Here is a 16914-nt window from a genome sequence, read left to right on the forward strand (position 1 = left end):
CTGGCCGATGGCTGGGCCCGGCCGGTTCGACGCGCGCAACCCTATCAGGATTTGGCGTCGGCAGCCGCCTTTGTCGCTGCCCTGCGCCCCGGCATGGCCGCGAGCGCCGCGCCTGCGACGACCAGGATCGTTGCGAGGCCAAGGCGCCAGCTGGCCGGCGCCTGGCCGAACAGGACGAGCAGGATCATCGAGAGCGGCGGCGTCGCATAGGAGAGCGCGCCGAGCACGGTGATGTTGCCGCGCTTGGTCGCGTGGTCCCAGGCGACGAAGGCCGCGCCCACCGGTCCCGCGCCGAGCACGGCGAGGCCGATCGCGGTCGGCAGATCCGGCGTGACGAAGGTCTCGCCGGCGAGGACATGGCCGAGCGCGCCGAGCAGGGCGACGGCGGCGCAGACGAGAATCATCGGCTCGCTCCCCGGCGCGCCGATGCGGTTGTTGATCACCGAATAAAGGCTCCAGGTGAAGGCGCAGGCGAGCGCGGCCAGATAGCCGGCCATGGCTCCGCCGCCGAGCGCGACAGCGTCGCCGCTGCCGCCGATGAGGAGGATCGTCGCCCCGAAACCGACCACGCCGCCGACGATCTGCGGCCAGCCGAGCCGCGACGTCCCGCCCGGCAGGATGCCGGCGAAGAGCACGATGAGCAGCGGCCAGAGATAGTTGACGATCGTCACCGGCCCGGCCGGCGCCAGGCGGAAGGCGAGGAAATAGAGCGCGTGATAGAGGAAGATGCCGGCGATCGAGATGATCCAGGCCTTGGCCGGCCAGGCGCGGAAGCCGGTCACGATCCGCGACGGGCCGGAGATGGCGAGAAAGCCGACGAGCACCGTCGCGGCGCCGATCGCGAAGGTGATGGCGAGCGCCTCGAAGGTTGGAATGACCTTGGTCAGCGTGGTTCCGACGGCCAGCGTCGACCAGAGCAGGATCGCGGCCGCGCCGACCGCCGTCGCCTTGCCGGACGCCGTTCTCACGATGCGCTGGCCTTCAATCGGCCGGCCGGCGCGTCGATCGCGTCGAAGGTCTTGGCCACCGGGTGGGGCTGGCCCGGCGGCATCACCACCTCGCCCCGGTCGAGCGCGATTGTCGCCATGCCGATTTCCGCCGCCGCGTCGAGTTCGCGGATATTGTCGGAGAGGAAGAGGATCGCCTGCGGCGGCAGGCCGATCACCTCGGCAATCGCGGCATAGGAGGCGTGGTCCGTCTTCAGGCCGACCGTCGTATCGAAATAGCCCGAAAAGAGCGGCGTCAGGTCGCCGGCGGCGGTGTGGCCGAAGATGAGCTTCTGCGCCAGCACCGAGCCGGACGAATAGACGTAGAGCACGAGACCTTCATTGCGCCAGCGCGCCAGCTGTTCGGCCGCGTCGGGATAGATGTCGCCGACGAGCTGGCCCGAACGATAGCCATCCTCCCAGATCATGCCCTGCAGCGCCTTGAGCGGCGTCGCCTTGCGGTCCTCGTCGATCCAGGCAATCAGCAGCGCCACCGTGGCGTCGCGGTCGAGCGTGGCGTCGCCGGCCAGCGCGCGCGCCGCATCGAGCGCTTCGGCGACGGCCGGTTCGTCCGCGTGCTCGGCGACGAAGCCGGCGAGGCGGGCACGGGCGAAGGGAAACAGCACATCCTTGACGAAGGAGATCGAGGAGGTCGTGCCCTCGATGTCGGTCAGGACCGCACGGATCGGCTGCTTCGGCATGGCCATGGATCGCTCCTCGTCGTGTTCTTCGGGCCCCCTCCGGCGCGGACGGCGCTCAGGAGGGGCTGGCGGTTCCGCGTCTACTCGATTACGTGAGGACGGTCATCCATTTCGAACGCTCCAGCAGCGGGGTCTGCCATGAAAGTCGACGGCGTCGCCTATCGGTCCATCTGGCGCGAGGGGGAAGCCGCTTCCGTCGTCGTCGTCGATCAGACGCTGCTGCCGCATCGATTCGAGACGCTGCGGCTCGAAAACGTGGCCGATGCGATCGACGCGATCAAGCGCATGGTGGTGCGCGGCGCGCCGTTGATCGGCGTCACCGGCGCCTATGGCCTCGCCATGGCGCTCCACGACGACCCCTCCGACGACAATCTCGCCGCAGCCTTCGCCGCGCTGAACGCCGCCCGTCCCACGGCGGTGAATCTCCGCTGGGCGCTGGAAATCGTGCGCGATGCGGTGGCTGCGGTGCCGCCCGGCGCGCGCGCCGCCGCGGCTTTCGCGACAGCGGATCGCCTGCATGCCGAAGACATCGCCACCAACGGCACCATGGCGGCCCATGGTGCGCGGCTCATCCGCGAGATCTGGGAGGCCAATGGCCGCTCGCGACCGGTCAATATCCTGACCCACTGCAATACCGGCTGGATCGCCTGCGTCGACTGGGGCACGGCGCTCGGCGTCGTCTATCACGCCCATGACAGCGGCATTCCCGTCCATGTCTGGGTCGACGAGACGCGCCCGCGCAACCAGGGCGCCAGCCTGACGACGTGGGAACTCGGCTCGCACGGCGTGCCGCACACGCTGATCGCCGACAATGCCGGCGGCCATCTGATGCAGCATGGCGCGGTCGATATCTGCCTCGTCGGCGCCGACCGCGTCACCGCGCATGGCGATGCCTGCAACAAGATCGGCACCTATCTCAAGGCGCTCGCCGCCCGCGACAACAACGTGCCCTTCTATGTCGTCATGCCGAGCTCGACGATCGACTGGCGCATCGGCGATGGCGTCAAGGAGATCGAGATCGAGGAGCGCGCCAGCGACGAGGTCACACATATTGCGGGCGTCGCCGGCGACGGCACGATCGTCAAGGTTCGGCTGACGCCGAAGGGCACACGCGCCGCCAATCCGGCCTTCGATGTGACGCCCGCCCGCCTGCTGACCGGGCTCGTCACCGAGCGTGGCGTCGCCAAGGCGAGCCGCGACGGGATGCTGGCGCTCTTCCCCGAGCGCGCCTGATCGCGGTTTCAGACGATATTCTTTTCCAGAAGCGGCCGTCCCGCGAGGATTCGTTCGAAGCCGAGCGGTGACAGGTCGAGCGTTTCATAGGCGCCGCGCGCGACGAGTTCGGCGAGGCCGCGCCCGACCGCCGGTGCCTGCTGCAGCCCATGGCCGGAAAAGCCGTTGGCGACGAGCAGATTGGCGAAGCCGGGCACCGGCCCGACGATGGCGTTGTAGTCGAAGAGATTCATGTCGTAGTGCCCGGCCCAGGCCCGTCCCGGCCGGATCGCCTCGAAGGCGGGAACGCGGGCGGCGAGAACAGGCCAGATCCGCTCCTCGAACAGCGCGTAATCGACCTCGAAATCCGTTGCAGTCGGATCGTCATCCGGGTCGGGTGCCGCGCCGCACAGGAAGAGCTCGCCTTCGGGCCGGCAATAGGTGCCCGACGGGTCGATCAGCATGGGAAAGCCCGGCAGCTTCTCACGGCAGGCGAAGGTGAAGATGCAGCGCTTGCGCGCTTCCACGGGCAACGCGATGCCGAGCGGCGCCAGCAGCGCGGTCGCGCCCGTCCCCGCCGCGACGATGACATGGCCCGCCGCGCGAAACCCGCCATCGGCGAGACGCACGCCCGTCACGCGCCCACCCTCTTCCACGATCGATTCGACCGTCGCGGTCTCGACCTCGACGCCGAGCGAGCGCGCCTTGGCGCGGAAGGCCTGCATCAGCCCCCAGCCGTCGAACCAGCCCTCGCCGGTGAGCCCGTAGCTGCCGGCGGCGATGTCGTCGAGCGCGAGGAAGGGGAAGCGCGCGGCCAGCGCTTCGGGATCGAGCAGCGCCACATCGGCCCCGAGCGACGTCTGGAGCGCGTGATTGGCTTCGAGAACGCCCCGTCCGGCCGCGCTGGCGAGAAACAGATAGCCGCCCTCGACCAGGCTGACCGCCGGCCTCGAACCTTCGACGGCCAGGCGGTCGCCGATTTCGCGCAGGAAGCGGATGCCGTAGAGCGAGATGGCGATATTGGTCGGATCGGAGAATTGCTGGCGGATCGAGGCGGCGGAGAGCGCGCTGGCCGCCGTGGCAAAGCTCGGATCCTTCTCGATCAGGAGAATGCGGCCCGAAAAGCCGGGATCGGCCGCGAGGTGATAGGCCGCGGAGGCGCCGTGAACGGCACCGCCGATGATGATGACGTCGAAGGCCGGCACGGATGGCTCCGCAATTGCGCGGCCGCCAGCATGGCATGCCGGCTGCCACCGGTCGATGCGGCGCTATGGATCGGATTCGATGGCCGGTCGTGCGCCCTGCGGCTTGACCCTGGTCGTGCCTTGCCGAACCGTGCCGTTGCCGCTCACGCAGAAGCAGAGATTGCCCGAGCGCTGCAGCCGGCCCGTGGGACAGCTGCCGGCCATCAGCAGGCACTGGTTCGCGTTGAGCGGCGGGACGCCGGGCGTCACGGTCTTCGGCACGACGCGCGGTACCTGAACCGGGGCCATGCCGAGGCCGGGATTGCTGAAAAGGCTGTCGGCGCTTGCGCCGAGCGGGGCCGCGAGGACGAGGAAAGCTGCCATCATCATCCGCCCTATCGCCACACCGGCGGCGGCGATGCTGAGCCGCCATAGCGCTCCGTCACCCACTCCGCGCAGGGCAGGGCGACGGAATCCGGCTGCTTCGCGGGCTTTCGAACGGAATCGGCCTATGTTAGGAAGGCCACGACCCGCGCGGGGGTGCAACGATACGCGCATGAAATCAATATGGGGCCGTTCGGGCTGAAGCGCCAGTTCGGCAACCGGGAAGAGGTGGACAGACGGCATGGAAGATCGCCCGTCGAGCTTTGACTATGAAGCTCTTCTCGCCTGCGGGCGAGGCGAATTGTTCGGTGAGGGCAACGCCCAGCTACCGCTTCCGCCCATGCTGATGTTCGATCGGATCACCTCGATCTCCGAGGAGGGCGGCGAATATGGCAAGGGCCACATCCGCGCCGAACTCGACGTCAATCCGGACCTCTGGTTCTTCCAGTGCCATTTCAAGGGTGATCCGGTGATGCCGGGCTGCCTGGGACTGGACGCCATGTGGCAGATGCTCGGCTTCTTCCTCGGCTGGCTCGGCGCGCCGGGCCGCGGCCGCGCGCTGTCGACGGGCGAGCTCAAGTTCTCCGGCATGGTGCTGCCGTCGGTCAAGCTCGTGGAATACGGCGTCGATCTGAAGCGCGTCCTGCGCTCGAAACTGGTGCTCGGCATCGGTGACGGCTGGCTTAAGGCGGATGGCGTGACCATCTATCGGGCCAAGGACCTCCGGGTCGGCCTCTTCCAGGGCGATGCGCAGCCTGCCGTCGGTTGAGCGGCAGGCCGGGCCCGATCGGGGCCGGCAGGTCGCAACCGAGCGGTTCGCGCTCCAAGCTTAAGGACAGATTGCAATGAAGCGGGTCGTCGTGACGGGGATGGGGATCGTCTCCTCCATCGGCAACAACACCCAGGAAGTGCTGGCGAGCCTTCACGAGGCCAAGAGCGGCATTTCGTTCGCCGAGGACTACGCCGCGCACGGCTTCCGCAGCCATGTCGCCGGCGCGCCGACGCTCGATCCGGCCGAGATCGTCGATCGCCGGGCGATGCGCTTCCATGGCGGCGGCACCGCCTGGAACCATGTCGCGATGGACCAGGCGATCCGCGATGCCGGGCTCGAGGAGCACGAGATCTCCAACGAGCGCACCGGCATCATCATGGGTTCCGGCGGCCCCTCGACGCGCACCATCGTCGAATCGGCGCAGAAGGCGCTCGCTTCCGGCTCGTCCAAGAAGGTCGGCCCGCTCGCTGTGCCGAAGGCGATGTCGTCCTCGCCCTCCGCGACGCTCTCGACCTGGTTCAAGATCAAGGGCGTCAACTATTCGATCTCCTCGGCCTGCGCGACGTCGAACCACTGCATCGGCAATGCGTATGAGTCGATCCTCTGGGGCAAGCAGGACCGCATGTTCGCCGGCGGCTGCGAGGAGCTCGACTGGACGCTCTCCGTGCTGTTCGACGCGATGGGCGCGCTGTCGTCGAAGTACAATGACAAGCCTGCCATTGCCTCGCGCGCCTATGACGCCAATCGCGACGGCTTCGTGATCTCCGGCGGCGCCGGTGTTCTGGTGCTCGAGGATCTCGAAATCGCCAAGGCGCGCGGCGCGCGCATCTATGGCGAGATCGTCGGCTATGGCGCGACATCCGACGGCGCCGACATGGTCGCTCCGTCGGGCGAAGGCGCCGCGCGCTGCATGCGCCAGGCGATCGCCAATGTTCGCGACAAGATCGACTACATCAACCCGCACGCCACCTCGACGCCGATCGGCGATCTGAAGGAGATGGAAGCGATCCGCGAGGTGTTCGGCTCGGGCGACGACTGCCCGCCGATCTCGGCGACCAAGTCGCTGACCGGCCACTCGCAGGGCGCGACCGGCGTGCACGAGTCGATCTATTCGCTGTTGATGCTCAACAACCGCTTCATCGCCGAATCGGCGCATATCGAGGAGCTGGATCCGGCCTTCGCCGACATGCCGATCGTCAGGAAGCGCATCGACGACGCGAAGATCGACACCGTGCTTTCCAACAGCTTCGGCTTCGGCGGCACCAACGCATCGCTGGTCTTCCAGCGCTACACGGCCTAAGGCCGACAAAGGGGCGACGGAATGACGGGAACGATCAGCAGCCTGATGAGCGGCAAACGCGGCCTCGTCATGGGCGTCGCGAACGACCATTCCATCGCCTGGGGCATCGCCAGGACGCTGGCGTCGCACGGCGCCGAGCTGGCCTTCACCTATCAGGGCGAGGCGTTCGGCCGCCGTGTCCGGCCGCTGGCCGATTCGGTCGGCGGCAAGCTGCTGCTCCCCTGTGACGTCGAAGACCTCGCCTCGGTGGACGGCGTCTTCGAGACGCTCAAGGCCGAATGGGGCTCGATCGACTTCCTCGTCCACGCCATCGCCTTTTCCGACAAGAACGAGCTCAAGGGCCGCTATGCGGACACGACGCGCGATAATTTCGCGCGCACCATGCTCATCTCCTGCTTCTCCTTCACGGAGATCGCCAAGCGCGCCGCGGCGCTGATGACCAAGGGCGGCTCGATCCTGACGCTGACCTATGGCGGCTCGACCCGCGTCATGCCGAACTACAACGTCATGGGCGTCGCCAAGGCGGCGCTCGAATCCTCCGTGCGCTACCTCGCCATGGATTTCGGCGGCGAGGGCGTCCGCGTCAACGCGATCTCCGCCGGTCCGGTCCGCACGTTGGCCGGCTCGGGCGTGTCGGATGCTCGGCTGATGTACAGCTTCCAGAAGCGCAACTCGCCGCTCCGCCGCACCGTGTCGATCGAAGAGATCGGCGGCACGGCGACCTATCTCCTGTCCGATCTCGGCTCGGGCGTGACCGGCGAGATCCATTTCGTCGATTCCGGCTACAACATCATCTCGATGCCGCGTCTGGACGAGCTGAAGGCCCAGGAAGCGCGCGCCGAGGCCAGCCCCGAAGCGGCGGAATAAGCGTCTCCGCGGCAGCGGGGAGGACGCAATTGTTTCCCGTCGACGACGTCATCCCGGACCTGATGCGCGCCCTGGCCGCGGGCCCGAATGCGGTGCTCGTGGCGCCGCCCGGTGCCGGCAAGACGACCCGCGTTCCCTTGGCCCTCCTCGACGCGCCCTGGCGGGGCGACGGACGCATCCTCGTGCTCGAGCCGAGGCGCCTCGCAGCCCGCGCCGCCGCGCGACGCATGGCCGAGACGCTCGGCGAGACGGCCGGCGGCACCGTCGGATATCGCGTCCGCATGGAAAGCCGCATCTCGGCGCGGACGCGGGTCGAGATCGTCACCGAAGGCGTCTTCACGCGCATGATCCAGGACGATCCGTCGCTCGACGGCGTCGCGGCGGTGCTCTTCGACGAGTTTCATGAGCGCAGCCTCGACGGCGATCTCGGCCTCGCCCTCGCCCTTGATGCGCAGGCCGGTCTCCGCGACGATCTCCGCATTCTCGTCATGTCGGCGACGATCGACGGCGCCCGCGTCGCGCGGCTGCTCGGGGACGCACCGGTGGTCGAGAGCCTCGGCCGCATGTTCCCCGTCGAGACGCATCATCTGCCCCGCGATGGCGCCGAGCGCATGGAGGATGCCGTCGCCGCGGCGGTCCGGCGCGCACTCGCCGAGCAGCCCGGTAGCCTCCTCGTGTTCCTGCCCGGACAGGCGGAGATTCGCCGCGTCGCCGAACGGCTCGACGGGCGATTGCCGGCGGGCGTCGAGCTGGCGCCGCTCTATGGCGCGCTCGATTTCGCCGCGCAGGATCGCGCCATCCGGCCCGCGGCCGAGGGCCGGCGCAAGGTCGTGCTCGCCACGTCGATCGCCGAGACGTCGCTGACCATCGAGGGCGTGCGGGTCGTGATCGATTCCGGCCTCGCGCGGACGCCGCATTACGAGCCGGCGACCGGGCTGACGCGTCTGGAAACGCGGCGCGTATCGCGCGCGAGCGCCGACCAGCGCCGCGGCCGTGCCGGGCGAACCGAGCCGGGCGTCTGCTACCGCCTCTGGGACGAGGGCCAGACCAATGCGCTGGCGCCCTTCGACCGGCCCGAGATACTGGAAGCCGACCTCGCCCCGCTGGTGCTCGATCTCGCCGGCTGGGGCGTTTCCGATCCCGCGGCTCTCTCCTTCCTCGATCCGCCGCCCCGTCCCGCCTGGGAAGAGGCCGTGGCGCTGCTCACCCGGCTGGAGGCGCTGGATGCCGATCGCCGGCTGACGGATGAGGGGCGGGCGCTCGGCCGGCTCGGTCTGCCGCCGCGCCTCGGCCACATGATGCGCCGTGCCGCGGCGCTCGGGCTCGGCGGTCTCGCCGGCGTGGTCGCCGTGCTGCTGGAGGAGCCGGGACTCGGCGGCAATGATCCGGACCTCCGCGAACGTCTGCGCCGCCTGCTCGTTGCCCGCGATCCGCGCAGCCGCGATGCGCTGGCGCTCGCTGCCCGCTTCGCCCGCGATGTCGGCGCCGATCCGGAGACCGGGCGTGGCCAGATAGAGGAAGCGGGCCTCATCGCGGGTTTCGCCTTTCCCGATCGCATCGCGATGGCCCGTGGCGCGCCCGGCGCCTTCGTGCTCGCCAATGGCCGCGGCGGCGTGCTCGATCCGGCCGAATCGCTGGCGCGCGCGCCGCATCTCGTCGTCGCGGCGTTGCAAGGGGCGGCCGAGAATGCGCGCATCCTGACCGCCGCGCCGATCGATCGCGCCGAGATCGAGATCCATTTCGCCGCCGGGATCACCGATGAGCGGAAGATTGCCTTCGACCAGACGACCGGCTCGGTCCGCGGGCGGCTGCAGCGGCGGCTCGGCCGGCTGGTGCTCAGCGACAAGCCTCTTGCCGATCTGCCCGAGCCGGGGGTGACGGCCGCGCTTCTGGCCGAGATCCGCCGGCGTGGCCTTTCCAGCCTCGATCTCGGCAGTGCCGACGCCTTCCGCAAGCGCCTCGCCTTTCTCCATGCCCGTTTCGGCGATGCATGGCCGGATGTCTCGGATGCCGCGCTGGAGCACTCGCTCGAGGACTGGCTCGGGCCCCATCTGGCCGGAAAGCGCCGCCTCGACGGCGTCGATGCAGGGCTCGTGCGGGAAGCGCTGATGTCACTCGTGCCCTGGGATCGGCGCGAGGCGCTGGATCGTCTCGCGCCCAGCCATTTCGACGCGCCGACCGGCTCCCGCATCCCGATCGACTATTCCGATCCCGCCGGCCCCATTCTCGCCATCCGGGTGCAGGAACTGTTCGGTCTTGATCGCCATCCCTCGGTGGCGGACGGGAGCATGCCGCTGGTCGTCTCGCTGCTTTCGCCGGCGCATCGGCCGATCCAGATCACGCGCGACCTGCCGAGCTTCTGGCGCGGTTCGTGGCGGGACGTGCGCAGCGACATGCGGGGCCGCTATCCGCGGCATGTCTGGCCGGAGGATCCGGTCGCCGCGGCGCCGACCAACCGTGCCAAGCCGAGAGGCCCGGCATCCTGACACGCGGCCGGCCAGGGCCCGGATGCGACAACGAACTTCCAAGGAGGGAGAGCGCCATGCCCCAAACGGCCGTCACGCCCGATCCCCGGGCGATCGACGTCTTCGTCACCGAGGACATGCTGCTCGTCGGCTTCGCGGACGGGCGCGAGCTGTCCGTCCCGCTGGCCTGGTCGGCGAAGCTGCTTGCCGGCAGCGAGGCGGCGCGCGCCAATTGCGCCATCCTCGACGAGGGTGCCCGGCTCAGCTGGCCCGATCTCGATGAGGAGATCGAGGTGGCGAGCCTGCTGCGGACGCGCTGATCAGCGCCGCCAATGGCGGCCCGTGGTCACCACGCCGAAATTCTCCGGCCGGCGCGCATAGGCCGCGATGCCGGCCAGCGCCGGCTCGGGATGGACGATCACCGAGGTCGGCATGCGGTCCATCATCGCCTGATGCGGCGCCTTGTCGATGAACGCCGCGCGGAAATCGCTGCCTTCGATGAAGTGCGCGATCTTGGCGGCGATGCCGCCGGCCAGGAAGACGCCGCCGCGCGCCATGAAGGCGAGCGCGAGATTGCCGGCGAGACGGCCGAGATGTACGCAGAACAGCGACAGTGCCTCGCGCGCCGCGGCATCGCTGCCCTCGATCGCGGCGGCGGTGATGGCGGACGGATCGTCGAAGCGCGGCGTAAGCCCGTCCGCGGCGACGATCGCGCGGTAGAGCCGCACGAGGCCTGAGCCGCAAAGCAGCGTCTCGCCCGCGATGCGCCTGAACGGACCGGTGCCGAACGGCTCCTCGATATGCGGCCAGATGGCGAAATCGCGCGCCGTCACCGGCGCGAGATCGACATGGCCGCCCTCGCCGGGCACCGGGAACCAGGTGCCGCGGGCATGGATCAGCGCGGCCGCGCCGAGGCCCGTACCGGGCCCGACCACGACCTGCGCGCCGCTCTCGACCGCGCGGCCGCCACCGATCCGCACGAGATCGCCATTTCCGAGTGCCGGAAGCGAGAGCGACAGCGCCTCGAAATCATTGAGCAGGATGACTTCGTCGAGGCCGAAGCGCTCGATCATCCGTTTCGGCTCGACCACCCAGGGGCAGTTGGTGAGCGGCACCTTGTCGCCCTGCACGGGGCCGGCGAGCGCCAGGACCGCCGAGCGCGGCTTCGCGTCGGCCGGCACCACCGAGGCGATCGCGTCGTCGATCGTCGCGAAGTCCGCCGTCTTGGCGTCCGGAAAGCGCTCGACCGGGGCGTCGCCGCCGCGCACCAGCGCGAAGCGGGCATTGGTGCCGCCGATATCCCCGATCAGGACCGGGAAGGCGACGGTGTTTCTTTCGGAGGCTGGGGCGCTCATGGGCCGGGATCGCAGTCCTGCTCTCGTGCGGTCAATGGGATGGCTGAAAGGCGGTCGGATGCGTAATGAGCAACTCAGCCGTGGCGCGGTTGAGCGCCATCGGAATGTCGTAGAGCTCAGCGAGGCGGGTCAGCGCCTTGACGTCGACGTCGTGCGGCATCGGCGTCAGCGGATCGACGAAGAAGATCAGGCCGGCGACCCGTCCTTCGGCGATCAGCGCGCCGATCTGCTGGTCGCCGCCGAGCGGACCGCTCTTCAGGCGGACGACGGGAAGCTCCGGCACCGCCTCGGCGATCTGGCCGCCGGTGGTGCCCGTCGCGACGAGATCGAAGGCAGCGAGGCGCGCGCCATGCCGAATGGCGAAGGCGACCATGTCGGCCTTCTTCTGGTCATGCGCAACCAGCGCCAAAGTCGCTCGCAAGGGCCGCTCCCTCTCCGCTCCGCGGTCGACAATCGACCGCAGCCCAAGAGTGATAGAAAGATCGGGGTCCGGAGAAAAGCCGAAAGTGCATATTCATGCGCCGCGGCGGCGCAATAGTGCCGCTTTGCCGGTCGTTTGCATGCTCTGCGTGCAGTCTGGCGCGTTTTCTGCGGCTTGACCGCCCGCGCAGGGCGGGGCTTGATCGCGGTGACGGAGTGGTTTTCGGAAGGATCGACCCGATGGACTCGGAGCTCTACGAGCGCGCTCTTGCCGTGCGGCAGCGCGCCTATGCGCCCTATTCGCGCTTTGCTGTCGGCGCAGCGATCCGCACCGAGGATGGCCAGGTCTTTACCGGCGCCAATGTCGAGAACGCGTCCTTTCCCGAGGGCTGGTGCGCCGAGACCTCGGCGATCGGCCAGATGATCTCGGCCGCGGCCGATGCGGCCGGGCGGCGCATCGCCGCCGTAGTGGTGGTCGCGGACCGCGTCGACGGCGGAATCGTCTGTACGCCCTGTGGCGGCTGTCGCCAGCGCCTCAAGGAGTTCGCGACGGCGAAGACGGTGATCGAATGCATCGATCCGACCGGAAAGGGCCAGCGCTTCTCGATGGCCGAATTGCTGCCGGCAAGCTTCGGCCTCGAAGAGGCGCGCGCCTGAGCCTTTCGAAGATTGCGACGCGGTCCGGGCGGATCGCGTCGCGTGTTGTCGGGGTCGTTCCCGTCACGCTGACGGGCGTACCTCAGACCCAGCCGCCGTCGACGATATAGGCCTGGTTGGTGCAGCCCGAGGCCTCGTCCGAGGCGAAGAACTGCACGACGCGGGCGATGTCGTCCGGATAGAGCTTCCGCTTCAGGCACTGCTTCTGCATGAGCTCGGCTTCGGCCTCCGGCGTCAGCCAGAGATCGATCTGACGCTGCGTCATGATCCAGCCGGGAACGACCGAACAAACGCGGATATTGAACGGGCCGAGATCGCGCGCGAGGCTGCGGGTAAGGCCGAGAACCGCCGATTTGGCGGCCGAATAGCCGGGCATGCCGCCCTGGCCGATCAGCCAGGTCACCGATCCCATATTGATGATCGCGCCGCCACCCGCCGCCTTCATGTCGTCCATGACCGCCTGCACGGCGAAGAACTGGTGCCGCAGGTTGACGTTCATGCGCTCGTCCCAATACTCGGGCGTCACGTCCTCTATTTTGTGACGCTGGTCGTGGGCGGCGTTGTTGACGAGGATGGTGATCGGGCCGAATTTAGCGCGAATATTGGCGATCGCCTGGCGTAGCGCCGCGATGTCCCTCAGATCGCAGGGCTCGAAATGCACCTCGCCGGTCTGGCTGAGCTCCGCGACGAGCTTCTCCGACGGCTCCACGGCAATATCGAGAAAGCCGACCTTCGAGCCTTGCGCGACGAAATGGCGGACGATGGATTCGCCGATGCCGCTGCCGCCGCCGGTCACCAGAACAGTACGCCCCTTGAGGCTCGGATAGATTGCGCCCGTGGTCATTGCCGTTTCCTCCTCCGGTCATTGCTTCGCCAGACCGCAGGACGGTCGGCCCGCGCTCTTTCTAAGCCATGGCGGGCGGAAGAGAAACCCGGATCTGAGGGGCGTACGTCAAAGGGCGTCGCAGCGCGACGCGCCGTCTTACTCGACCGGGCGCGGCTTGGGCCGCGGGGCTGCGACGGAAGCGAGCAGCGTCGGCGCGGTCGTCGCGTCCGCCAGCACTGTCGGGCGCGGACGGGGCACGGGCATCGGCGGCAGGATCTTCACCGCGATGTCGAAATAGGACGCCGAGAAGTCCGGGCCAGTCGCCTCGGCCGTCTGCGGTTCCGCGGCGGCGGTCAGGGTCGGCTTCGGCTTGGGCAGGGGCGCACCCTCCGCCTGTGCCTCGGCGGCATTGTCCGGCGCGGCCTCTTCGGCGATCGCCATGGCTGCGGCTGAAGCGGGAGCGGTCTCACGGCCGAAGCCCAGCGAGAGCCGGGGCTCCGGCAGCACGGAGGCGAGAACGACCTTGGGCTTGGCGACGATCGGCGCGTCGGCCGGCGGCGGCGACTGGACAGCGATCTTCGGCTTGGCGATCGGCAGCGGCACATTGGCGGCCGGCGCGGGTTCATCCGGCGTGGCGTCGGCGACGACGAGCTTCGCCGCGCCCTGCGTCTTGCTGGCCGGAGCGTCGGCTTCCGCGACGTCGTCTGGCCGGGCTGCGGGCAGCGGCACATCGACCGCGGCATTCGGATGGGGCGGCGTCAATGCGGCGACCATCACCGGCTGTTCGCCGATCGCCGGTGCCTTGATCAGCTTGGCCAGCATGCGCTTGCGCTTGGCTTCGTAATAATAGCCGGAGCGGTAAAGGCGATGGGTGCGGCTCTCATTGCCGCCGGCGATCATATAGGCGTTGGCGAGATAGGCGACGCCATAGGTGAGGTTCGTCGCCGGATCGAGCAGGCCCTGCGCGGTGCCCTTGTAGCCGACACCCTTGGCGGTGTCGTAGCGGATCTGCATCAGGCCCCAATAGGGTCCGTTCCGCGCTTCCGGATCAAACCGGCTCTCGCGCTTCACCGTGCGCAGCACGATCCCGGGCGGCAGGCCATAGAGAGCGGCATAGTGGCGGGCGAGCTGCTCGACCTGATCCGGTGGCATCTTTTCGTCCGCGAAGGACGGTGCCGGCAGGATGAGAAGGATGAGCGCCAGAAGAAGGGGGGACACGCGGTCCGCGATGGAGCCTATCGGACGCCTCCCTTTCGCTTCGCCTTGCTTTGGCGATGCCTTTTGTCCGTTCGCATGCAGTTCACGAGGCGGATACGCACATTGATTCGATCACGCGTGACCCCACTCATGGATCACCAAACATGACAAATTCTTAATCCATTTTGTCCACGGCGTCGAGATGGCCAGGATCGATGCGATTGCCGTCACGAATCCGGGACAAAACGAGCGTTTTCGGGGCCGTCGCGTGCATCTGCCGTCAATGCACGACGCGCGCGGTGTTCGGCACGTCGAGCGAGAAGGCAGGGATGTCGACGAGGAACAGCTCGCCCGTCTCCGTCTGCATCTGATAGGTGCCGACCATGATGCCCGACGAGGTCGAGAGCGGGCAGCCGCTGGTATATTCGAAGCTCTCGCCCGGCTTCAGCAGCGGTTCCTTGCCGACGACGCCGACGCCACGCACCTCTTCGGTCCGGCCGATCGCGTCGGTGATGCGCCAGCAGCGCGAGCGCAGCTGCACGGCTTCAAGGCCCAGATTGACGATCTCGATGGTGTAGGCCCAGACATAGCGGCCTTCCCCGGGGGAGGACTCGTCCTCGACGAAGCTCGGCTGGACGGTGACCTGGATGGAGCGCGTCACGGACCGGTACATCGTTGGCAAACCCCACTCTTTGGCAGGCTCTTAATCCCAAGCGTACGCAAGCGTCAACGGCCCGGATCGTCGCGCCGTCGGCGCAGCGAGCGGATTGCGAAGCTGCTCGGTTGATTTAAGGTCGCGAAGAGTCGAATCGGGGGTCGGCGCGGACAATCAAGGGAGTCGCGACAATGCTGAAGGAATTCCGGGAATTTGCCCTCCGGGGCAATATGGTCGATCTCGCCATCGGTATCATCATCGGTGCCGCCTTCAGCGGGCTGGTCCAGTCGATCGTCAATGACATCATCATGCCGATCATCGGCCGCATCACCGGCGGCATCGACTTCACCAACAAATATATCCAGCTTGCCGGCGACCCGCAGCCCACGCTGGATGCCGCGCGCAAGGCAGGCGCGACCATCGCCTATGGCAACTTCCTGACGTTGCTGATCAATTTCCTCATCATCGCCTGGATCCTGTTCATGATCGTCAAGGGCATGAACACGCTGAAGCGCCAGCAGGCGAAGTCGCCCGAGCCGGCCGCGACGCCCGAGGACATCCTGCTGCTGCGCGAGATCCGCGACCAACTCGCCAAGAAGTAAGCGCCTGGATGGTGCGGCTGTGGCGCGCGTCGCAGCCGCTCGCCCTTCAAAATGGTTGAAGGGACGGCTCACGAATTTTGATGAGCGTCGCGGGCGGGAATGGGCTAGCTTCCGGCCTTCCTCAGCAAGGTCGAGCCATTCGTGACCCTTCACCCATCCCTGGCCGGGCTTCGTCCCGAAGCGAGCGAGGCGCCCGAGAGCGGCATCGTCGAAGTCTTCAACTATGGCCGTGACCGTCCGGGCCTGATCCCCTTGTGGGTCGGCGAGGGCGACCTGCCGACGCCGTCCTTCATCGGCGAGGCGGCCAATCGCGGCCTGGCGGCCGGCGAGACCTTCTACACCTATCAGCGCGGCATTCCCGAACTGCGCGCGGCGATCGCCCGCTATCATCAGCGGCTCTACAGCCGCCCGTTCGATCCGGAGCGCTTCTTCGTGACCTCGGGCGGCATGCCGGCGATCCAGATCGCGCTGCGCATGGTGTCCGGCGCGGGCGACGAGGTCATCGTGCCGACGCCGGCCTGGCCGAACCTTGCCGCGGCCACCGAGGTGGGCGGCGCCAAGGCGGTCGAAGTGCCGATGCAGTTCGGCAATGACGGCTGGACCCTCGATCTCGACCGTTATTTCGGCGCCGTCACGGCACGCACCAAGGCGATGTTCCTGAATTCGCCCTGCAACCCGACCGGCTGGACCGCGACGCGCGATGAACTCGTCGCGATCCGCGATTTCGCGCGGCAGCGGGGCCTGTGGATCATCGCCGACGAGGTCTACACGCGCTTCTTCTATGAGGGCGAGCGCGCGCCGTCCTTCTATGACGTCGCCGATCCGGAGGATCGCATCCTCTACGTCAATACGCTGTCCAAGAACTGGGCGATGACCGGCTGGCGCCTCGGCTGGCTCTCGGCGCCGCCGGCCTATGGCCAGGTGATCGAGAACCTCGTGCAATATTCGAGCTCGGGCACGCCGAAATTCCTGCAGCGCGGCGGCGTCGCGGCATTCGACGAGGGCGAGGACTTCATCGCCTTCCAGAAGCAACGGGCGCTCGAAGCGCGCAACATCGTCTGCGACGGGCTGGAGGCGACCGGGCGCGTGCGCTTCGGCCGTCCGCCGGGCGCCTTCTATCTGTTCTTCTCCGTCGATGGCGAACCGGATACCCGCAAGCTCGGCCTCCGTCTCGTCGACGAGGCGAATGTCGGGCTCGCGCCGGGCGATGCCTTCGGTGCGGCCGGGTCCGGCTTCATGCGCATGTGCTTCCTGCGCGACCCCGCCCATCTCATCGAGGCGACGGCCCGCTTGTCGGACTGGCTCCGCCGCCACTGAGCGCAGCAACGAAA

General features: G+C 68.1%; 18 protein-coding genes. 9 read left to right on the top strand and 9 right to left on the bottom strand.

The window, feature by feature from the left end; all coding sequences use genetic code 11:
* Nucleotides 1-44: 44 nt before the first annotated feature.
* Entirely contained in the window at nt 45-968 is a 924-nt protein-coding gene (locus tag GGR25_RS25010) for an EamA family transporter (protein ID WP_183398957.1), read from the bottom strand.
* Entirely contained in the window at nt 965-1693 is a 729-nt protein-coding gene (mtnC, locus tag GGR25_RS11635) for an acireductone synthase (RefSeq protein ID WP_246409583.1), read from the bottom strand. The genes GGR25_RS25010 and mtnC overlap by 4 nt, the downstream gene beginning before the upstream one ends.
* A gap of 132 nt (nt 1694-1825) precedes the next feature.
* Here mtnC and mtnA point away from each other — a divergent pair, with 132 nt between their 5' ends.
* Nucleotides 1826-2920: an S-methyl-5-thioribose-1-phosphate isomerase gene (gene mtnA, locus GGR25_RS11640; protein WP_183398958.1), complete on the top strand. Its 1095-nt coding sequence runs from the start codon at nt 1826-1828 to the stop codon at nt 2918-2920.
* Nucleotides 2921-2928: 8 nt separating this feature from the next.
* On the opposite strand, the gene GGR25_RS11645 is transcribed toward mtnA, so the two are convergent.
* Together GGR25_RS11645 and GGR25_RS11650 are read right to left on the bottom strand one after the other, a co-directional pair.
* The gene (locus GGR25_RS11645) at nt 2929-4104 is read right to left on the bottom strand and encodes an FAD-dependent oxidoreductase (RefSeq protein ID WP_183398959.1); all 1176 of its coding nucleotides are present in this window, start codon (nt 4102-4104) and stop codon (nt 2929-2931) included.
* A gap of 63 nt (nt 4105-4167) precedes the next feature.
* Entirely contained in the window at nt 4168-4473 is a 306-nt protein-coding gene (locus GGR25_RS11650; protein WP_183398960.1) for a hypothetical protein, read from the bottom strand.
* Nucleotides 4474-4708: 235 nt separating this feature from the next.
* Between GGR25_RS11650 and fabA the strand changes: the two genes are divergently transcribed.
* The 5 genes from fabA (at nt 4709) to GGR25_RS11675 (ending at nt 10191) form a co-directional block, all read left to right on the top strand.
* Entirely contained in the window at nt 4709-5236 is a 528-nt protein-coding gene (fabA, locus tag GGR25_RS11655; RefSeq protein WP_183398961.1) for a 3-hydroxyacyl-[acyl-carrier-protein] dehydratase FabA, read from the top strand.
* A 76-nt stretch (nt 5237-5312) separates the two neighbouring features.
* Nucleotides 5313-6539, top strand: coding sequence for a beta-ketoacyl-ACP synthase I (gene fabB / locus GGR25_RS11660; RefSeq protein WP_183398962.1), 1227 nt, complete (start codon nt 5313-5315; stop codon nt 6537-6539).
* A 21-nt stretch (nt 6540-6560) separates the two neighbouring features.
* Nucleotides 6561-7406 carry an enoyl-ACP reductase FabI gene (fabI, locus tag GGR25_RS11665; RefSeq protein WP_183398963.1) on the top strand — a complete coding sequence of 282 codons (846 nt, stop codon included), beginning with the start codon at nt 6561-6563 and terminating at the stop codon, nt 7404-7406.
* A gap of 29 nt (nt 7407-7435) precedes the next feature.
* The gene (gene hrpB / locus GGR25_RS11670; protein WP_281378602.1) at nt 7436-9892 is read left to right on the top strand and encodes an ATP-dependent helicase HrpB; all 2457 of its coding nucleotides are present in this window, start codon (nt 7436-7438) and stop codon (nt 9890-9892) included.
* Between the two features lie 56 nt (nt 9893-9948).
* The gene (locus tag GGR25_RS11675) at nt 9949-10191 is read left to right on the top strand and encodes a DUF2442 domain-containing protein (protein ID WP_183398964.1); all 243 of its coding nucleotides are present in this window, start codon (nt 9949-9951) and stop codon (nt 10189-10191) included.
* On the opposite strand, the gene glk is transcribed toward GGR25_RS11675, so the two are convergent.
* Both glk and GGR25_RS11685 read right to left on the bottom strand, forming a co-directional pair.
* Nucleotides 10192-11226 (bottom strand): glucokinase, encoded by a 1035-nt coding sequence (gene glk, locus GGR25_RS11680; protein WP_183398965.1) that lies wholly within the window; start codon nt 11224-11226, stop codon nt 10192-10194. It lies immediately after the preceding gene.
* Nucleotides 11227-11257: 31 nt separating this feature from the next.
* Nucleotides 11258-11647 carry a methylglyoxal synthase gene (locus tag GGR25_RS11685; RefSeq protein WP_281378603.1) on the bottom strand — a complete coding sequence of 130 codons (390 nt, stop codon included), beginning with the start codon at nt 11645-11647 and terminating at the stop codon, nt 11258-11260.
* A gap of 239 nt (nt 11648-11886) precedes the next feature.
* Between GGR25_RS11685 and cdd the strand changes: the two genes are divergently transcribed.
* Nucleotides 11887-12303, top strand: a complete 417-nt coding sequence (cdd, locus tag GGR25_RS11690) for a cytidine deaminase (protein WP_183398966.1) — start codon at nt 11887-11889, stop codon at nt 12301-12303.
* An 82-nt stretch (nt 12304-12385) separates the two neighbouring features.
* Here the strand turns inward: cdd and GGR25_RS11695 are convergent, their stop codons facing one another.
* From GGR25_RS11695 to apaG, 3 genes are all read right to left on the bottom strand, one after another.
* Complete coding sequence (locus GGR25_RS11695) at nt 12386-13147, bottom strand: SDR family NAD(P)-dependent oxidoreductase (RefSeq protein WP_183398967.1); 762 nt, start codon at nt 13145-13147, stop codon at nt 12386-12388.
* A 138-nt stretch (nt 13148-13285) separates the two neighbouring features.
* A complete protein-coding gene (locus GGR25_RS11700; RefSeq protein WP_343068039.1) occupies nt 13286-14347 on the bottom strand; it encodes a transglycosylase SLT domain-containing protein in 1062 nt (353 codons plus the stop codon).
* A gap of 259 nt (nt 14348-14606) precedes the next feature.
* Nucleotides 14607-14999, bottom strand: a complete 393-nt coding sequence (gene apaG / locus GGR25_RS11705; RefSeq protein ID WP_183398968.1) for a Co2+/Mg2+ efflux protein ApaG — start codon at nt 14997-14999, stop codon at nt 14607-14609.
* A 173-nt stretch (nt 15000-15172) separates the two neighbouring features.
* Between apaG and mscL the strand changes: the two genes are divergently transcribed.
* Together mscL and GGR25_RS11715 are read left to right on the top strand one after the other, a co-directional pair.
* Entirely contained in the window at nt 15173-15583 is a 411-nt protein-coding gene (gene mscL / locus GGR25_RS11710; protein WP_183398969.1) for a large conductance mechanosensitive channel protein MscL, read from the top strand.
* Nucleotides 15584-15724: 141 nt separating this feature from the next.
* Nucleotides 15725-16900, top strand: a complete 1176-nt coding sequence (locus GGR25_RS11715) for a pyridoxal phosphate-dependent aminotransferase (RefSeq protein ID WP_343068041.1) — start codon at nt 15725-15727, stop codon at nt 16898-16900.
* Nucleotides 16901-16914 lie beyond the last annotated feature (14 nt).

Source organism: Kaistia hirudinis, from assembly GCF_014196455.1.
Classification (GTDB): Bacteria; Pseudomonadota; Alphaproteobacteria; order Rhizobiales; family Kaistiaceae; genus Kaistia; species Kaistia hirudinis.